Annotated in this window: 10 protein-coding genes; 2 read left to right on the top strand and 8 right to left on the bottom strand. The window is 74.6% G+C overall.

The window, feature by feature from the left end; translation table 11 throughout:
* Nucleotides 1-17: 17 nt before the first annotated feature.
* A complete protein-coding gene (locus ABZ883_RS22175) occupies nucleotides 18-728 on the bottom strand; it encodes a TetR family transcriptional regulator (RefSeq protein ID WP_360908548.1) in 711 nt (236 codons plus the stop codon).
* 177 nt (nucleotides 729-905) lie between these two features.
* Between ABZ883_RS22175 and ABZ883_RS22170 the strand changes: the two genes are divergently transcribed.
* Nucleotides 906-2,363 carry an aldehyde dehydrogenase gene (locus ABZ883_RS22170; protein WP_360908546.1) on the top strand — a complete coding sequence of 486 codons (1,458 nt, stop codon included), beginning with the start codon at nucleotides 906-908 and terminating at the stop codon, nucleotides 2,361-2,363.
* On the opposite strand, the gene ABZ883_RS22165 is transcribed toward ABZ883_RS22170, so the two are convergent.
* Complete coding sequence (locus ABZ883_RS22165) at nucleotides 2,350-3,639, bottom strand: amidohydrolase (RefSeq protein ID WP_360908544.1); 1,290 nt, start codon at nucleotides 3,637-3,639, stop codon at nucleotides 2,350-2,352. The two genes, ABZ883_RS22170 and ABZ883_RS22165, sit on opposite strands and share 14 nt — an antisense overlap.
* Before the next feature lie 181 nt (nucleotides 3,640-3,820).
* On the opposite strand from ABZ883_RS22165, the gene ABZ883_RS22160 reads away from it, so the two are divergent.
* On the top strand, nucleotides 3,821-4,000 hold the full coding sequence (locus tag ABZ883_RS22160) for a thiazolylpeptide-type bacteriocin (RefSeq protein ID WP_319659509.1): 180 nt from the start codon (nucleotides 3,821-3,823) through the stop codon (nucleotides 3,998-4,000).
* Nucleotides 4,001-4,071: 71 nt separating this feature from the next.
* On the opposite strand, the gene ABZ883_RS22155 is transcribed toward ABZ883_RS22160, so the two are convergent.
* The 6 genes from ABZ883_RS22155 to ABZ883_RS22130 form a co-directional block, all read right to left on the bottom strand.
* Nucleotides 4,072-5,988 carry a TOMM precursor leader peptide-binding protein gene (locus ABZ883_RS22155; RefSeq protein ID WP_360908541.1) on the bottom strand — a complete coding sequence of 639 codons (1,917 nt, stop codon included), beginning with the start codon at nucleotides 5,986-5,988 and terminating at the stop codon, nucleotides 4,072-4,074.
* Nucleotides 5,985-6,746 carry an ABC transporter permease gene (locus ABZ883_RS22150; protein WP_360908539.1) on the bottom strand — a complete coding sequence of 254 codons (762 nt, stop codon included), beginning with the start codon at nucleotides 6,744-6,746 and terminating at the stop codon, nucleotides 5,985-5,987. The genes ABZ883_RS22155 and ABZ883_RS22150 overlap by 4 nt, the downstream gene beginning before the upstream one ends.
* Nucleotides 6,747-6,748: 2 nt before the next feature.
* Entirely contained in the window at nucleotides 6,749-7,663 is a 915-nt protein-coding gene (locus ABZ883_RS22145) for an ABC transporter ATP-binding protein (protein WP_360908694.1), read from the bottom strand.
* A 1,355-nt stretch (nucleotides 7,664-9,018) separates the two neighbouring features.
* Nucleotides 9,019-10,110, bottom strand: coding sequence for a lantibiotic dehydratase C-terminal domain-containing protein (locus ABZ883_RS22140; protein WP_360908537.1), 1,092 nt, complete (start codon nucleotides 10,108-10,110; stop codon nucleotides 9,019-9,021).
* Nucleotides 10,107-12,875, bottom strand: coding sequence for a lantibiotic dehydratase (locus ABZ883_RS22135; RefSeq protein ID WP_360908535.1), 2,769 nt, complete (start codon nucleotides 12,873-12,875; stop codon nucleotides 10,107-10,109). The genes ABZ883_RS22140 and ABZ883_RS22135 overlap by 4 nt, the downstream gene beginning before the upstream one ends.
* Complete coding sequence (locus tag ABZ883_RS22130) at nucleotides 12,872-14,515, bottom strand: SagB family peptide dehydrogenase (RefSeq protein WP_360908533.1); 1,644 nt, start codon at nucleotides 14,513-14,515, stop codon at nucleotides 12,872-12,874. The genes ABZ883_RS22135 and ABZ883_RS22130 overlap by 4 nt, the downstream gene beginning before the upstream one ends.
* Nucleotides 14,516-14,571: the final 56 nt, after the last annotated feature.

Genomic DNA, 14,571 nt, shown 5'->3' with positions numbered 1-14,571 from the left:
CCGCTGCGGCCCGGCCCTCAGGGCGTCACGTGCCCGCACAGGAGTCCCTTGAGGGCGGCGTGCAGCATGGTGCCGAGCGACTCGCCGAAGTTGACGCGGGCCTCGGCGAGGCAGGGGTCCCCGGTGGCCTCGACGACCGCGGGCGACGGGTTGGCGAACGGCCACAGCCCGGCGGTCAGCACGACGGAGATGCGGGTCAGTTCCATCGCCGCGGGCTCGTCCAGGCCCGGCAGCCGGTCGCCCGCCATGCGGGCCAGCCGGGCGCGGTGGTCCGCCTCCCGGAGTTTGAACGCGCGGACGGACTCGACCGAGACGTTGCGTTCCAGGACCGCGGCCAGGATGCTCCACAGCTCGCACAGCAGCGGCCGGCGGGCGAGCGAGCCGGCCCAGGCCCGGGCGAGCGTGCCGGACGCGACGGGCGGCCCGTCCGGCCCCGGCACGGGCGGCAGCTCGTCCTCCAGGGCGTCGAGCCACTCGCCGATGGAGCGGTCGAGGAGTTCGAGGAAGACGGCCTCGCGGGTCTCGAAGTAGCGCACGACGTTGGACTTGGAGAGCCCGACGCGGCGGCTGAGTTCGCGCAGGCTGACCTCGGACGCGGGCATCTCGCGGAGCAGTGTCCCGGCGGCGTCGAGGATCGCCTCGCGGCGCTGTTCGCGCTGTTCGGGGCGGCGGGCGCGCTGGAATGCGGCAGCGCCCGGGCTCTGCTCCCGGCTCTCGATCCGCGTCACGGTTCCGGTCCCCCTCTCCTCGGGCTTCCTCCGGCCGGTGTGGCCACCGTTACATCATAACGGACCGCCGGAACTTTATTAACGGCCCAGCGGTCTGTTAGCGTGGAGCACATAAGAGCCCACCGTCCCGTTATTTGGGACGGCTGCGGCGCACCCTCCCTTCAGGAGCGAACTCCCATGACCGCAACCCCGTCCGCCACCTCCTTCGACCGGTTGTTCATCGGCGGCCGCTGGACCGCCCCCGCCGGCGACGGCACCATCGAGGTCCGCTCGCCGCACGACGGGCGCCTGGTCGGCGTCGTCCCCGAGGCCGTCCCCGCCGATGTCGACCGGGCCGTGGCCGCCGCCCGCAAGGCCTTCGACCACGGCCCCTGGCCACTGACGACGCCCGCCGAGCGCCGCGCGGTGATCAGCCGCTTCAACGACCTGCACACCGCGCGCGGCGAGGAGCTGGCCGCGCTCGTCACCGCCGAGAACGGCTCGCCCCTGTGGTTCACCCACTGGCTGCACAACGGCGGGATCGCCGAGCAGACAGCCGCGTACCTGCGCGCCTCGGAGGCGTTCGGCTGGGAGGAGGAGCTGCCCTCCGCCGGCGCCGGCCGCACCCTGGTGCGGCGTGAGGCGGTCGGCGTCGTCGCCGCGGTCATCCCGTGGAACGCGCCGCACCAGTCGGCGCTGGCGAAGGTCGTCCCGGCGCTGCTCGCGGGCTGCACCGTGATCCTCAAGGCCGCGCCCGAGACCGCGGTGGACGCCCTGGTGCTCGGCGAGCTGTTCACGGAGGCCGGGCTGCCCGAGGGCGTGCTGAGCATCCTGCCCGCCGGGCGCGAGACCAGCGCGTACCTGGTCGCGCACCCCGGCGTCGACAAGATCGCGTTCACCGGTTCCACCGCGGCCGGCCGCGCCATCGCCTCCGTCGCCGGTGAGCAGCTCAAGCGCGTCAGCCTGGAACTGGGCGGCAAGTCCGCGGCCGTCGTCCTGGAGGACGCGGACCTCGCCACCGTCGCCGAGGGCCTGAAGTCGGCGTCGTTCGGCAACAACGGCGAGGCCTGCATCGCCCACACCCGCATCCTCGCGCCGCGCTCGCGGTACGAGGAGGTCGTCGCGGCGGTGGCGTCGATGATGGAGGGCATCACCGTCGGCGACCCCTCCGACCCGGCCACCTATCTCGGCCCGATGGTCCGCGCCGACCAGCAGGCGCGCGTGCGGTCCTACATCGACCTCGGGATCGAGGAGGGCGCCCGCCTGGTGACCGGCGGCCCCGGCATGCCGGAGGGCCTGGAGGACGGCTACTACGTGCGGCCCACGCTCTTCGCGGACGTCGACAACTCCATGCGCATCGCGCAGGAGGAGATCTTCGGCCCGGTCCTGGTCGTGATCCCCTTCGACGACGAGGACGACGCGGTGCGCATCGCCAACGACTCCCCGTACGGCCTCAGCGGCGGGGTGTGGACGGCGGACACCGAGCGCGGGCTCGCCGTGGCGCGGCGCATCCGCACCGGGACGTTCTCCGTCAACGGCGGTTTCGGCGGCTTCGACGGCCCGTTCGGCGGCTACAAGACCAGCGGCATCGGCCGCGAGTTCGGTGCCGCGGGTCTCGGCCAGTACGTCGAGCAGAAGACCATCAGCGCGGCGTGACCCCGGGCCCGAGGAAGGCCAGGGCGGCCGCCGTCAGGGCGGTGATGCCCGCAGGGACGGCAAGCCGCGGGTCGGTGCGGAAGTCCGGGGCGTGGTTCGGGGGCAGGGCCGCCATCTTCTCGGCGGCGCTGTCCCCGGGGGTCCCCGCCCACTGGCGGGGGCCGGTGCAGCCGAACATCCAGTAGGCGGTCCGGATGCCCTGGGCGCCGTGCAGAGCGGCCCCGGCCGGCCCGAACAGGGGGAAGTCCTCGGTGGCCGTCGACGCGGGCCACAGCGCCACGCGCCGCTCGCCGAGCGCCCGTTCGTGCGCGCGGCGCACCGTCTCCGCGGCCCCGGCGTCCGGTACGGTGGGCGGCGACTGGGCCAGCACCCGGACCGACGGCTCGCGCGGGCACCCCGAGGCCGCGCACTCGGCGGTGGCGATGCGCCGCACGGCGGACTCCACGCGGTCCAGGGCGGCGTCGGTGAAGGCCCGCACCGAGACCTCCAGCGTCGCGCGGTCCGGGACGATGTTGCCCCGGACGCCGGCGTGCAGGGAGCCGACGGTGAGCACGACCTGCTCGGCCGGTGCGGTCTCCCGGGACACCACGGTCTGCAGCCGCAGCACGATCGCCGCGGCGGCGACGACCGGGTCCACCGCCAGATGCGGGGCGGCCGCGTGCCCGCCGGAGCCGTGCACGACCACCTCCAGCAGGCGGCTGCCCGCCAGCACCGGCCCGTGCGCGGGTGCGTGGGCGGCCATCCCGGCGGGCAGGGGCGCGGCATGCTGGGCGAGCACGGCGTCGGGGGTGGCGAACCGCTCGTACAGGCCGTCCTCCAGCAGGGCGCGGGCGCCGCTCAGGGTCTCCTCGGCCGGCTGGCCGACGACCATGAGCGTGCCCGACCAGTGGGCGGCGGCGCCCGCCAGCAGGTCCGCCGTGCCGGTCAGGCAGGCGAGGTGCAGGTCGTGGCCGCAGGCGTGCATGACGCCGGGGCGCTCGCTGGCCCATGCGAGGCCGGTCCTCTCCTGCACGGGCAGGGCGTCGAGTTCGGCGCGGAGCAGAACCACGGGCCCGGGGCCGTTGCGCAGCAGGCCGACCACGCCGTGCCCGCCGACGCCGCCGGCGGTCTCGTAGCCGGCGGCGGTCAGGCGGGCGGCGACGCGGGCCGCCGTCCGCTCCTCGGCGCCGGAGAGCTCGGGGTGGCGGTGGATGTCGAGATGGTCCTCGACGGCCGCGCGCAGTACGCCGGGCAGGCCGTCGAGGACCGCGGTGGTGGCGGGGGCGGTGGGGTGCACGCCGGGCTCCTTGCGAGAGTCGTAGAGCTGAAGGGACCTGACAGCGAGGTGACAGCGGGACGTGGGCCGATCTGCCAGTGGGGGTCGTTAGAAAGGACTCCGGTACAGCGCACGGGTGTTCGCTCGATCCACCCGGGCCTGGGCCGCCGCTCCCGCCACGTTCACGTTGAGGAGGACCACCATGTCGCCGCAGCCGAAGTCCCTCGCGTCGCTTGCCGACGAGATCCTGGAGCTCGAGTCCGAGACCTTCGAGATCACCGACTACTCCGACGCCAGTGAGGTCATGCTGGGCTCGTCCACCAGCTGCAGCAGCACCAGCACCTGCAGCAGCACCACCAGCACCACCAGCTGCACGGCCTGACCCGGCCCTCGGCCCCCTGCCCGGCGGTTCGCGCCGCCGGGCAGGGGGCTTCGCCGTGCCGGCCCCGGCGATCAGGGGAACGGGTGCGGCACCCGGCGCAGTTCGGCGTCGGCGAGGTCGGTCTCCCGCAGCCCGGCCCGGCGGAAGGCGGTACGCAACCGGGGCATGTGCAGGGCGCGTTGCCGGGACCAGCCGAAGTCGATCGGCAGCAGGCCGGGCACCAGCGTGCACACCGTCCGCAGGCCCATGCGCGCCTGTTCGGGTGTGGTCTGGTCGACGGCGATGACGTCGTAGCCCGCCCCGGCGAGGAGGTCCCGGCACAGCGCGACGTCGTCGCGGAGGTCGCCGGTGCGCGGGCGCATCCGCTCCCAGTCGGCGTGCAGGTCCCGCAGCGGCCGTACGGCGGCCGGTTCGAGGTAGCTCGCGGCATGCCGGGCCATGTCGGGGAGCCCGAACAGCGCCGCGTGGTCGGGCAGCCGGCGTACGAGGCCGAAGTCGTCCGCCATGGCGGCCAGTTCGTCCGGGCGTTCGCGGACCTGGCCGGGCAGGTGCGGGATGTAGGTGAGGATCTCGGAGACGGCGGACTCCACGGCCGTCTCCGGGTCGAAGGCGGCGCCCGCGGCGAACGCCAGGGTGCCGGGGCCCCCGTCGCGGCGGACCGCGAGTCCGGTGGCGACCGGCACCGGCAGGTCGACGCGGTTGTCGAAGACATGCACGTCGTAGCCCTGCAGCGCCGCCCGGTCGACCATGGCGCGGGTCGTGCCGCGGGCGAGCGACCCGAGGTCGATCTCGGTCAGGGGCGCGTTGCCGTACCAGCCGAGCAGGAAGGCGTCGCGCTCGATGAGTTCGAGCAGCCCGAACAGGACCGCCTCCTCCAGGCAGCTGCCGATGGCGCAGCCGTTGGAGCACTCGAAGACGAAGTTGTCGGCGGCCAGGCCCGCGCTGTAGTGCACCAGGCGGGCCGGGACGAGGACGGGCCGTTCGTCGCGCAGCGACCAGCCCTCCACCCAGGGGATCGGCCGGTCGGGGGCGAACGGGCTGAGCAGGGGGTCGTCGCGGTAGGTCTCCGGCGCGTACAGGCCGCACTCGCGCGGGTCGAGGGCGCGGTCCCCGAGGGTGTCCCAGGCGGCGGTCATGAGTGGCGCGCGGCGCCGGCGGTGGGTGCCCGCGTAGCGTTCCAGGCCCTCCAGGAAGGCCAGGTCGCGGCTGGCCCGGAAGGAGTTGGCCTGTCCGCTCCAGGTGACATCGGTCAGACCGGCGTAGCCGCGCATGAAGACGCTGCCCGCGACCGGCGCGGTGGTCGGCGACTTGACGTCGGTCCAGGTCGCGGCGCCGAGCACACCGCAGACCGGGTTGGCGAGGGCCTGGGCGGGGAGTTCGTACGAGCGCGGGGAGCGCAGGCGGTAGGCGTCCGGCGCGGGCTTGGGGCGGGGGACGGTGCCGATCGGCGCCGCCGCCCCCTCGTCGGACGGGGCGCAGTGCGGGCACAGCGGTTCGCGCAGCAGCGGCACCGCCGCGACCTGGAGGGTGGCCAGGTCGAGCCGGACGACGCGGGGCAGGGGCCCGTCGGCGCGGCGGGCGGACGCGGCGGCGTACAGGGCCGCCGCGGCGTCGACGACGTACTCCGGCAGCACCGGCCACCGCCCTGCCGTGCCCGCGGAGGTGCCGGTCTCCCAGGCCTCGCGCTCGGAGCGGGTGCGCAGGCGCTGCCAGCGCATCGCCAGGCACTGGCCGCAGGCGTCCTCGGCGGGGTCGGTGCCGCCGAACGGGCCGAGCAGGACGGCGTCGTGGGCGAGGTGGACGCGGGCGCCGGGCCGGCGGTCCGCGTGGGGGTCGCGGCCGGGGTTGAGGGTGTCGACGGCGCCGAGCGGCACCACGTCCGGGACGGCCGCGGGCAGGCGCGCGGCGAGGGCGTCCCGCAGGGCGCGGGCCGCAGGGGCGGTGGGTGTGCCGGGCGGGGCCGCGGGCGCGGCGAGTTCGGCGGTCATCCCCGGTTGCTCCAGCGGAAGGTCCGGGCCGCGACGAGCGCGAACAGGACGGCGAAGCCGACGAGTCCGGCGCAGGCGAGGCCGAGGTCGGAGGCGCTGCCATGGTGGGTCTGCGAGAGCACGCCCAGGATGCCGTCGTTGAAGTAGCGCAGCGGCAGGGCGAGCGCGATGTCCCGCAGCCAGCCGGGCATGAGGTCGCTCGGGTAGAACGAGCCGGACAGGAACGCCATCGGCACCATGATGCAGTTGGCGATGGCGGCGACGGCCTCGGGCGTGTTGGCCAGGCTGCCGACGACCAGTCCCAGCGCCATGAACGTGGTGATGCCGAGGACCAGCACCGGGATCACCAGCGGCCAACTGGAGGCGAGTTTCAGCCCGAACAGCGGCAGCAGGGCGACGCCGACGAACAGCGCGGCCTGCACCAGGCCCACGCCGATGGCGATGGCGTAGCGGGAGGCCAGTACGGACGGCAGCGAGGTGGGCGTGCGCCAGATCAGCCGGAGGATGTCGTCGCGCCGCCAGTGCATCATCGTGAACGCCACGCCGAACATGGCGGCGTTGCCGACGCCCCAGGACAGCACGCCGGGCGCTATGTAGTTGATGTACGGGGGCCCGCCGTCCTCGACGGTCTGGCCCTTGAAGATCAGCCCGAAGACGACGAGGAAGATCAGTGGGAAGGCGAAGGTGAAGAAGACGGTGGTCTGGTCCCTGACGTAGGCGCGGTAGTTGGCCTTTGTCAGTGCTGCGTAGGCGCTCACGGTCAGTGCTCCGATCCGGTCAGGGCGAGGTAGGCGTCCTCAAGGGTCGCGGTGCGGGTCTGCACCGCGTCCGGTCCCGCGATGTCGTTCACGGCGACGATGACCTGTCCGGCCACCCGGGTCTCCATGACGACCTCGCCGCCCTCGACCTCGGCGCGGTCCACGCCCTCGATGGCGCGGGCGCGTTCGACGGTGATGCGGTCGGCGGGGACCAGGACCCGTGTGGGGGCCTTCAGGGAGCGGACCAGGTTGGCGGGCGTGTCGAGCGCGATGACCTTGCCGGCCGACATGATCGCGACACGGTCGCAGAGCGCCTCGGCCTCGTCCAGGTGGTGCGTGGTGTGGACGATGGTGCGTCCCTCGCGCTTCAGCTCGCGCAGCACGGTCCACAGCGAGCGGCGGGCCTCGGGGTCGAGGGCGGCGGTGGGCTCGTCCAGCATGATGAGTTCGGGGTCGTGGACGAGCGCGGTGGCGATGGCGAGGCGCTGGCGCTGGCCCCCGGAGAGGTTGTCGACGCGGGTGCGGGGCTGCGCGGACAGGCCCACCAGGTCCAGGGCGCGGACGGCGGCCTCGGGGCCGAGGCCGTAGAGGACGGCGACGGTCTCCAGGTGCTCCAGGGCGGTGAGCCGGGTGAAGAACGCGGAGGCCTGGGTCTGGACGCCCAGGCGCCGCAGCAGCGCGGTGTTGCGCGGCCACGGGGAGGCGCCGAGGACGGAGACGGTGCCGCTGTCGGCCCGGCGCAGTCCCTCGACCATCTCGATGAGGGTGGTCTTGCCCGCGCCGTTCGGCCCGAGGATGCCGAAGAACTCGCCGCGGTGCACGGTGAACGACACCCCGTCCACGGCCTGGACCGGGCCGTAGCGTTTGTGCACGTCGTCGATCACCACGGCCTCGGGGGCCGTGTCCACTGCCGTCATCTGCCGTTCCCTTGCTGTGTGTGCCGTGTGGGGGTCGTCGCCGGAGGGGGAGGTGCTGGTGCCGGGGGGTGCGGCGGCGTCCGGTGCCGTCGGCTCCCCGTCCTGGGGGGTGTGCGCGGTGCGCCTGGCGCGGGCGGCCAGGCCGAGCCGCCGGAGCACGGCGGCGGCCACGAGGAGGAGTACGGGGGCCGCGCCGGCCAGGGCACCGTACCGGTCGGCCAGCCACCGTCCGGCGGCGGCCAGGACGACCGCGGCCGTCCCGGTGGTGAGCGCCCCGGCCAGCAGTCCGTAGAGCGTGTAGGCCGCCCGGGCCCGGCGCGGGTAGGCGCTCGTGCCCGGCCCGCGACGGAACCGCCCGGCAACCGCCTGGGCGAGGAAGATGCGGCTGCCGGCGGCCAGTTGACCGATGCCGAGGGCGTAACCGAGCAGTTTGTAGCCGTCCAGCGGGGGCAGTGGGACGAGGTTGGCCAGCGCCACCGCGACGCCGAGCAGCAGCGTCCCGCCGAGGGCGTAGTGGGCGGGGCCCTCGTCCGGCACCCAGGCCCACAGGGGCCAGAACGGCAGCAGGAAGACGAGGTTGGCCGCGGGTCCGGCGGCGGCGGTCGCCACCTGGTGGCGGCGCCGGGCGAAGAACGCCACGTCCTGCACGAGGCAGTACAGGTAGGTGACGGGCAGCCGCCAGCGCAGCCCGATCTCCGCGACGGTGCCGCCGAAGGCGCGTCCCACCAGGCCGTGCGCGAGCTCGTGCAGGGCCAGGCTCACCCACAGCACGACGCCCACCGCCATCAGCAGCACGGGGCGCTGGGCGAGTTGGGACACGTCGTGGACGAGGGTGCCCAGGCGCGTGGCCAGGTGGACGAGCATGCCGAGGACCAGGACCAGCAGCGCGCCCAGGAAGGCCGGGGTGCGGGCGAAGGCGGTGCGCCGGTGCAGGGTCTCGATGAGCGCGCCGGCGTCGGACGCCATCCGCACATGGCCGTTGAGCAGCGTGGACCTGCCGTCCTGCACGCGCGGGACGGGGGCGGGTGCGGCCGGTTCCGGGAGCGGGCCGCCGTCCAGCAGCCGGCGCGCGCCGAAGAGCCCGAGGATCTGCTGCCAGCGGGCGTCGTCGAGGCGGGCGCCGAACTCGTGGGCGTAGGCCTCGCCGATGGCGCCGAGGGTGTGTTCGCCGTCGAGCCGGGACAGGACGAAGAACTCCTTGGGCCGCAGCTCGAACCGGCGGCCGCCGACCGGGTCCTTGAGGGGGTGGACGGGCGTCGTGCCGCGCAGCACGGACGGCCCGATCAGCAGGTCGGGCCGCCGCCGCGGCCGCAGCCCGAGCAGGTCGGGCAGGTCGGGCAGGTCCGGCGGTGCGGTCACCGCTCCCCCTCGGGCGTGCCGATGCCGTCGGTGGCGCCGGTGCCCTCGCGCAGGGCGCGGGCGAGGACGTAGGCGAGGAACGCCTCGTCGCGGATGGTCACCGAGAGCCGGTTGTTCGTCATGTGCATGTACGGGGACATGAGCATGGCCAGCGCCTGGCCCGGCTCGGTGACCACGAACTCCTCGTCGCCGCTCCAGGACCGGAAGACCAGCTCGCCCCCGGCCGCCAGCTCCCGTACCCGGTCCGCCAGTTCACGGCAGTGCCGCGCCCAGCCGCGCAGGAAGCCCGGGAGTTCGTCCTCGGCACCGGCGGCGACGGCCGACCGGACCCCGGCGAACCGGCGGCCGAGTTCGGCGCCCATGTCGCCGAAGGCGCGGTCGTAGCCCCGGCGGGCGGTGAACTCGGTCTCGGAGAACGCGCCGTCCCAGAAGGCGTGGTAGCGCTCCAGGAAGTGCGCCAGCTCCTCGCCGTCCTCCAGGAAGGAGGCCGACATGACCATCATGAGCTGCGCGGCGGTGCCCAGCAGGACCGTGCGCACATGGAGGTTCAGCGTGCGCAGGGCCTCGACGACCAGTTCGCTGGAGCGCTGGAAGTGCCATTCGGCGAGCGCGACGCCCGCCGGGCCGCCGTACTTGCCGTACTCCGGCTCGTAGGGCTCCACGCTGGCGGAGTTGTTGTCCCGCAGGAGCATCCGCCCGTCCGGCCCGACCAGCCGGTCGCGCTGCTCGCGCGGGTACTCCAGCTCGAACAGCTGGTTGTACAGGTCGGCGAGGAAGCCCGCCTTGACCTCGTACAGGGCCGGGCGGGTGGCGAGGAAGTCCTGGACGGCCCGCAGCGCGCGCTCGCCGACCTCTTCGGCGACCGCCGCGGAGGAGGGCTTCAGGCGCAGCCGTACGTGCGGTCCCTGGAGCCAGTAGTTGATGAAGAACCACCCCGACAGCAGCCCCTCGGACTCGAGTCCGGCGACCAGTGGCCGGACGCAGTCCAGCAGCAGCGGGCGCGGGCTGGCGGCGTAGAAGACGTGCAGTGCCTGCCATTCGCCGGGGGCGGCCCCGGTGGCGGCACCTGTCTGCGCGGGTGAGGTCATGACCGCTCACCGTGTCCTTCCTCGTCGGGTACGGGGTGTGCCGGGGCGGCGGGGAACATCTCGACGGCGAGTTCGGCGACGTGCCGGCCGCGGGCGGTGCGGACGTGGAGGTCGTCCTCGGCCGGCAGCATCTCCTCCAGGACGACCCGTCCGGCGCGCTCCTTGAGCAGGCCCTCCAGGGCGACCAGGCTCAGGGGGCTGTCGAAGTCGACGTAGTGCGGCTTGGAGCCGCCGCCCGCCCAGCCGCCGCCCGCCGCGCCCCGCGGGGCGTGCACGGTGGCGAACACCCGCGCGGGGAGGCCGTGTTCGAGCCGCCAGCGCTGCCAGGCCAGGAACCAGCCGGCGTCGTCCTGCCCGGCGGGCCGGACGGGCAGGGCCGCGGCGTCGGCGGTCCAGCTGCGCCGGCTGAGCACCACGGACCCGTGCCGTACACGGGGCCGGGCGGTGACGCCGCCGGTGGCGGGCGCCTCGGGCACGCCGGTCCACACGTCGAGGGCGGTCTTGGAGGTCGGGGAGAGCAGCAGCAGGGTGCGGGGGATCTCCGGGAGCACCATGGGCACCAGGTAGCCGAGGTAGAGCGGGACGACCTCCTTGCCGAGCCGCCGGGAGCGCACAACGAGGCGGTCCTCGGCGGCGTCGTGCTCCACGTACAGGTCGTCCAGGTGGATGCGCTGCTCGGGCGGGGCGGAGCCGGTCTCGCCGGGACACAGGATCTGATAGTCCGTCATGCGTCCGTGGAGATTGAGGTTCGTGGTCGCCGAGCCCGCGGTGATCTCCGCGAAGACCGCGCCCTCCGGCTGCGCCGCGCGCAGGTCCGCCAGGAGCGCCGCCGACAGTCCCGGGTCGTCGCCCGCGGTGTCGAAGCAGTGCGTGAAGCGGGTGAAGGGGAAGCACACGCCGCCGTAGGAGCCGTTGAGGACGACGAGGGGGTCATCCTCCCGGGCGGCGAGCTGGAGGAAGTGGCTCTGTGCGGCGAAACCCTCGGCGAGCGGGAGGAGTTCGCCCGCGATCCCCGCCACGAACGCCTCGTCCAGCCTCAGTTCCCCCGCGCCCGGCGGCAGGTCCTGCCACAGCGTGCGCATCCGGGTCACGAAGGCGGCGCGGGCCCGGTCCAGGGCGGCGATCTGCGGCAGCCCGAGCCAGTTCTCCTCCGGGGCGTGGCCCTGCGCGGGGTCGTGCGGGCCGCGTTGCGAGGTGAACAGCAGATACTGCTCGAAGAGGTCCTCGTGGAAGTCGTGGACGAGGCGCAGCAGGTCGTCGCAGCGGCCCCCGCTGCCGTAACGGGCCAGGAAGAAGCCCTTGAACGTGAGCCGCTGCGCCAGGGAGACGTCGAAGGCGGGCAGGATGCGCGCCAGCGACCGCAGGGGGCCGGCGGCGAGGCCGGTCCAGGTGCGCGCGTCGGCGGTGACGGGATCCGCGCCGGCTCGCGCGTCCTCGTACAGCAGGGTCTGCGGCAGGGTCGTGCCGGAGGCGCCGAGGGACTCCACGAGCGCGGGCAGGTCCCGCCTGAGACCCGCCAGCAGTTCGCGGCGGCGGGCGAGCGGCGCGGCGGCGTAGGCGTCGACGGCGGCCGCCACGCCGTCCAGGCGCGCGGCGACGTCCAGCGCCCAGGGGCGGCCGACCTCGCGCAGCGCGGTCTGGAACGCCCGCACCGGGTCGGGGCTGTGCACGTCGGGGTAGAGGCCGTCGAGCTGCACCATGCCCAGTTGCAGCAGCGCCGACAGGTAGCGTTCGGCGTCCTCCTGACTGGCGTCGCGCTCGGTGGTCAGCCAGGACGTGAGGTCCCGGTGGCGCAGCCGGGGCCGCTCGCGCAGCAGGGTGAGCAGCCCTTCGAGCGCGCCGCTGCGGCGCAGGAAGAACAGCCGGTCGCGGGCGGCGTCGAAGCTGACGGGGGCGCTGTCGTCGCCGGCGGTCACCGACCGGCGGACGAAGCGCACCCGTTCGTCGTCCAGTTCCCAGCCCGAGGCCGGGCCGACGAGCAGGTCGCCGCGCCGTTCGGGGTCGGCGGCGACGGCCTCGGCGATGCGGCGCAGCACGACGACGTTGAGGCGGGCGTGCCCGGTCCAGCTCTCGGTGACCTCGATGCCGCCCGCCGGGTCGGCGTCCGGCCGGAAGGCGCCGAGCGCGACCCCGGTGAAGGTGCTGAAGGGGCTCGTCTTGCAGGCCGTGCGGTACAGGTACGCGAGCAGCGACCGCTCGATCTTGCGGCCGCGCTTGCCGGACGCGGACGCGTCGCCCCGGATGTACGCGTCGAGCTGGCCGTCGAGGGTCGGGGAGGCCAGCAGCAGGCCCAGGCGCAACTGGTCGGATCCGGCGAGTCCGCGCAGCGCGTCGCGCCCGCGGGTGAACTCCTCCGCCAGCAACCCAGGGCCCTTGGCGTGCAGTTCGGCCAGGTTCCTGCGCTCGTGCAGCCAGTCGGCCAGGTCGCGGCCCGCGGGACCGTCGAGGCGGGCGGCGAGGCCGAGGGCGGCGGTCACGTCCTGCGGGAGCCGGTTGTTGAACACGGCGCGGCGCAGGCGCAGCACCTCGCGGCGCATGCCCTCGTCCTCGTTGCCGTCGACGACCGCGGCGAGCGGGTCGCTCAGGCGTGCGCCGAGGTCACGCAGGCGGGCCTCCTCGGCCAGCACCTCGTCGGCCCAGCCGCGGGCGGCGGCGCTGCGCAGCACCTCGGCCGCCTCCACGGGCAGGCCGGCCAGGCGCATCATGAAGCGCGGGGAGAGCACTGTGTCGGGCACGAGCCCCGACGGGGTGAGCGAGGTGGTCACCGGCCCTCGTCCTCCTGGGTCGGGCGCTGGGTGCGCTGCGCGGGGTCGTGGGCGAGGTCGTAGTGGAAGTCGGCCGTACGCGGCCGCTCGTTGCCCACCAGCATCAGCAGCAGGGGCAGTTCGCCCGTCCCGGTCAGTCCCAGCTCCTCGGCGAAGGCGACGCTGTCGAAGCCGAGCGCCACGCCGCACGCGGTGTCCGAGGCGGCCGCGGCGGTGTAGACGGCCTGCGCGGCCGCTCCGATGGCGGCGCTGACGAGCCGGTAGCCGCGCTCGCCGACGGCGTCGAGCACGTGGTGGGTTCGGATCGCGGGGACAATGGCGGCGGCGGCCTGCTCCAGGTTGTAGTTGTTGAGGAAGTAGTGCGCCTGGAGGAAGGGCCCGGGTGCGCCCGGCTTGATCAGGCGCAGTTCGTCCGTGCCGGGGTCGAAGGCGTAGGTGCCCTGGGGCACGCCCTCGACGTGGTTGACGAAGACGTACAGCGAGGCGAGCCGGGGCCCGCCGGGCGGGGTGGCGTCGGTGGTGAGTTCCGTCCCGGCCGCGGCGGCCCGCAGGGCGGCGGTGAGGTGGGCGGCCGACAGCGGTCGCAGTCCGGTGAACCGCCCGAAGCTGCTGCGGCGGGAGCGCAGGGCGCGGCGGACGCTCAGGTCCATGGGCGCGGCGGGCGGCAGCGGTACCCGTTCGCCGCCGGAGGGCACCGCTGGGGCGGCGGCGTCCGCCAGCGCGCCGGGCGCGGGGCGCTCCGCCGCGTGCCGGGTGGTGGCGCGGTGCACCGTGCGCACGGTGTCGAAGGCGATGACGCGGCGGGACCGTTCCTGCTCGGTGCGGTGGACACCGGAGGTGCGGGAGCCGGGCCGGTCGCTGTCCCGGACGGGGACCGCGCCCTCCCAGCGCAGCGGCACGACCGCGAAGACGCCCTCGTCGTCCGCGTCCGCGCCGAGCAGCCGGCCCAGCCGCGGCTCGTCGAACCACAGGACGGGGTCGATCCGCAGACCGCGGGCCCGCGCCCACATGCTCCAGGTCTGGAGCAGCGCGCCGAGGTCCATCGTCACCACGTGGTAGGCGAAGCTGTTGTACTTGAACGCGTTCTGCCAGAACTTGACCCCGAGGACGAGGAACTGGTCAGCGTCCCGGTGCAGTTCTGCGTCCCCGACCGCCGCCCGGACCTCCCCGGTGACGTCCCCGGTCAGCAGCCGCTGCACGGCGTGGTGCTGCGGCGAGTAGTGGTGGACGCCGGGGGCCAGCGGGCCCGACGCACCGGAGACCCAGTGCACGCCCACGGGGTAGAGGCCGCCGCCCGAGGCCGTGCCGCGCGACCAGTTGGCCTGGGTGTACATCGGCAGCGTGCCGAGGTCCGTATTGGCCTGCACCGCGAGGCGGCGGCCGACCAGCCCGTAGGAGTCCCGGAGCATGCCGCCGAGCAGCGGCAGGGTGAAGGGGGCGTCGCCGGGCGGACCGGTCAGGCCGCGGCCGACCCCGGCCTCCTCGGGGAAGTCGCCGTCGGGCAGCGGGAAGCGCTCGGCCCCGGGGTAGAACTTCTCCTTCCGGGGGCGGTCCGCCCAGTCGGGCACGAAGTCGGCGGGCTCCATCGCGACCCGGCCGCGCCGCATCACCGCGGTCGCGTACTCATGGGTGTCCCCCATGTCCGTTCCTCTCTGTCCGTGGTCTGTCTGTGGCGGCGTCGGCCGCGCCGGGTGGT

The sequence above is a fragment of the Streptomyces sp. NPDC046977 genome (genome assembly GCF_040644455.1).
Classification (GTDB): Bacteria; Actinomycetota; Actinomycetes; order Streptomycetales; family Streptomycetaceae; genus Actinacidiphila.
The sequence above is the reverse complement of the archived record's forward strand: the minus strand, read 5'-3'. Positions and strand labels throughout refer to the sequence as shown.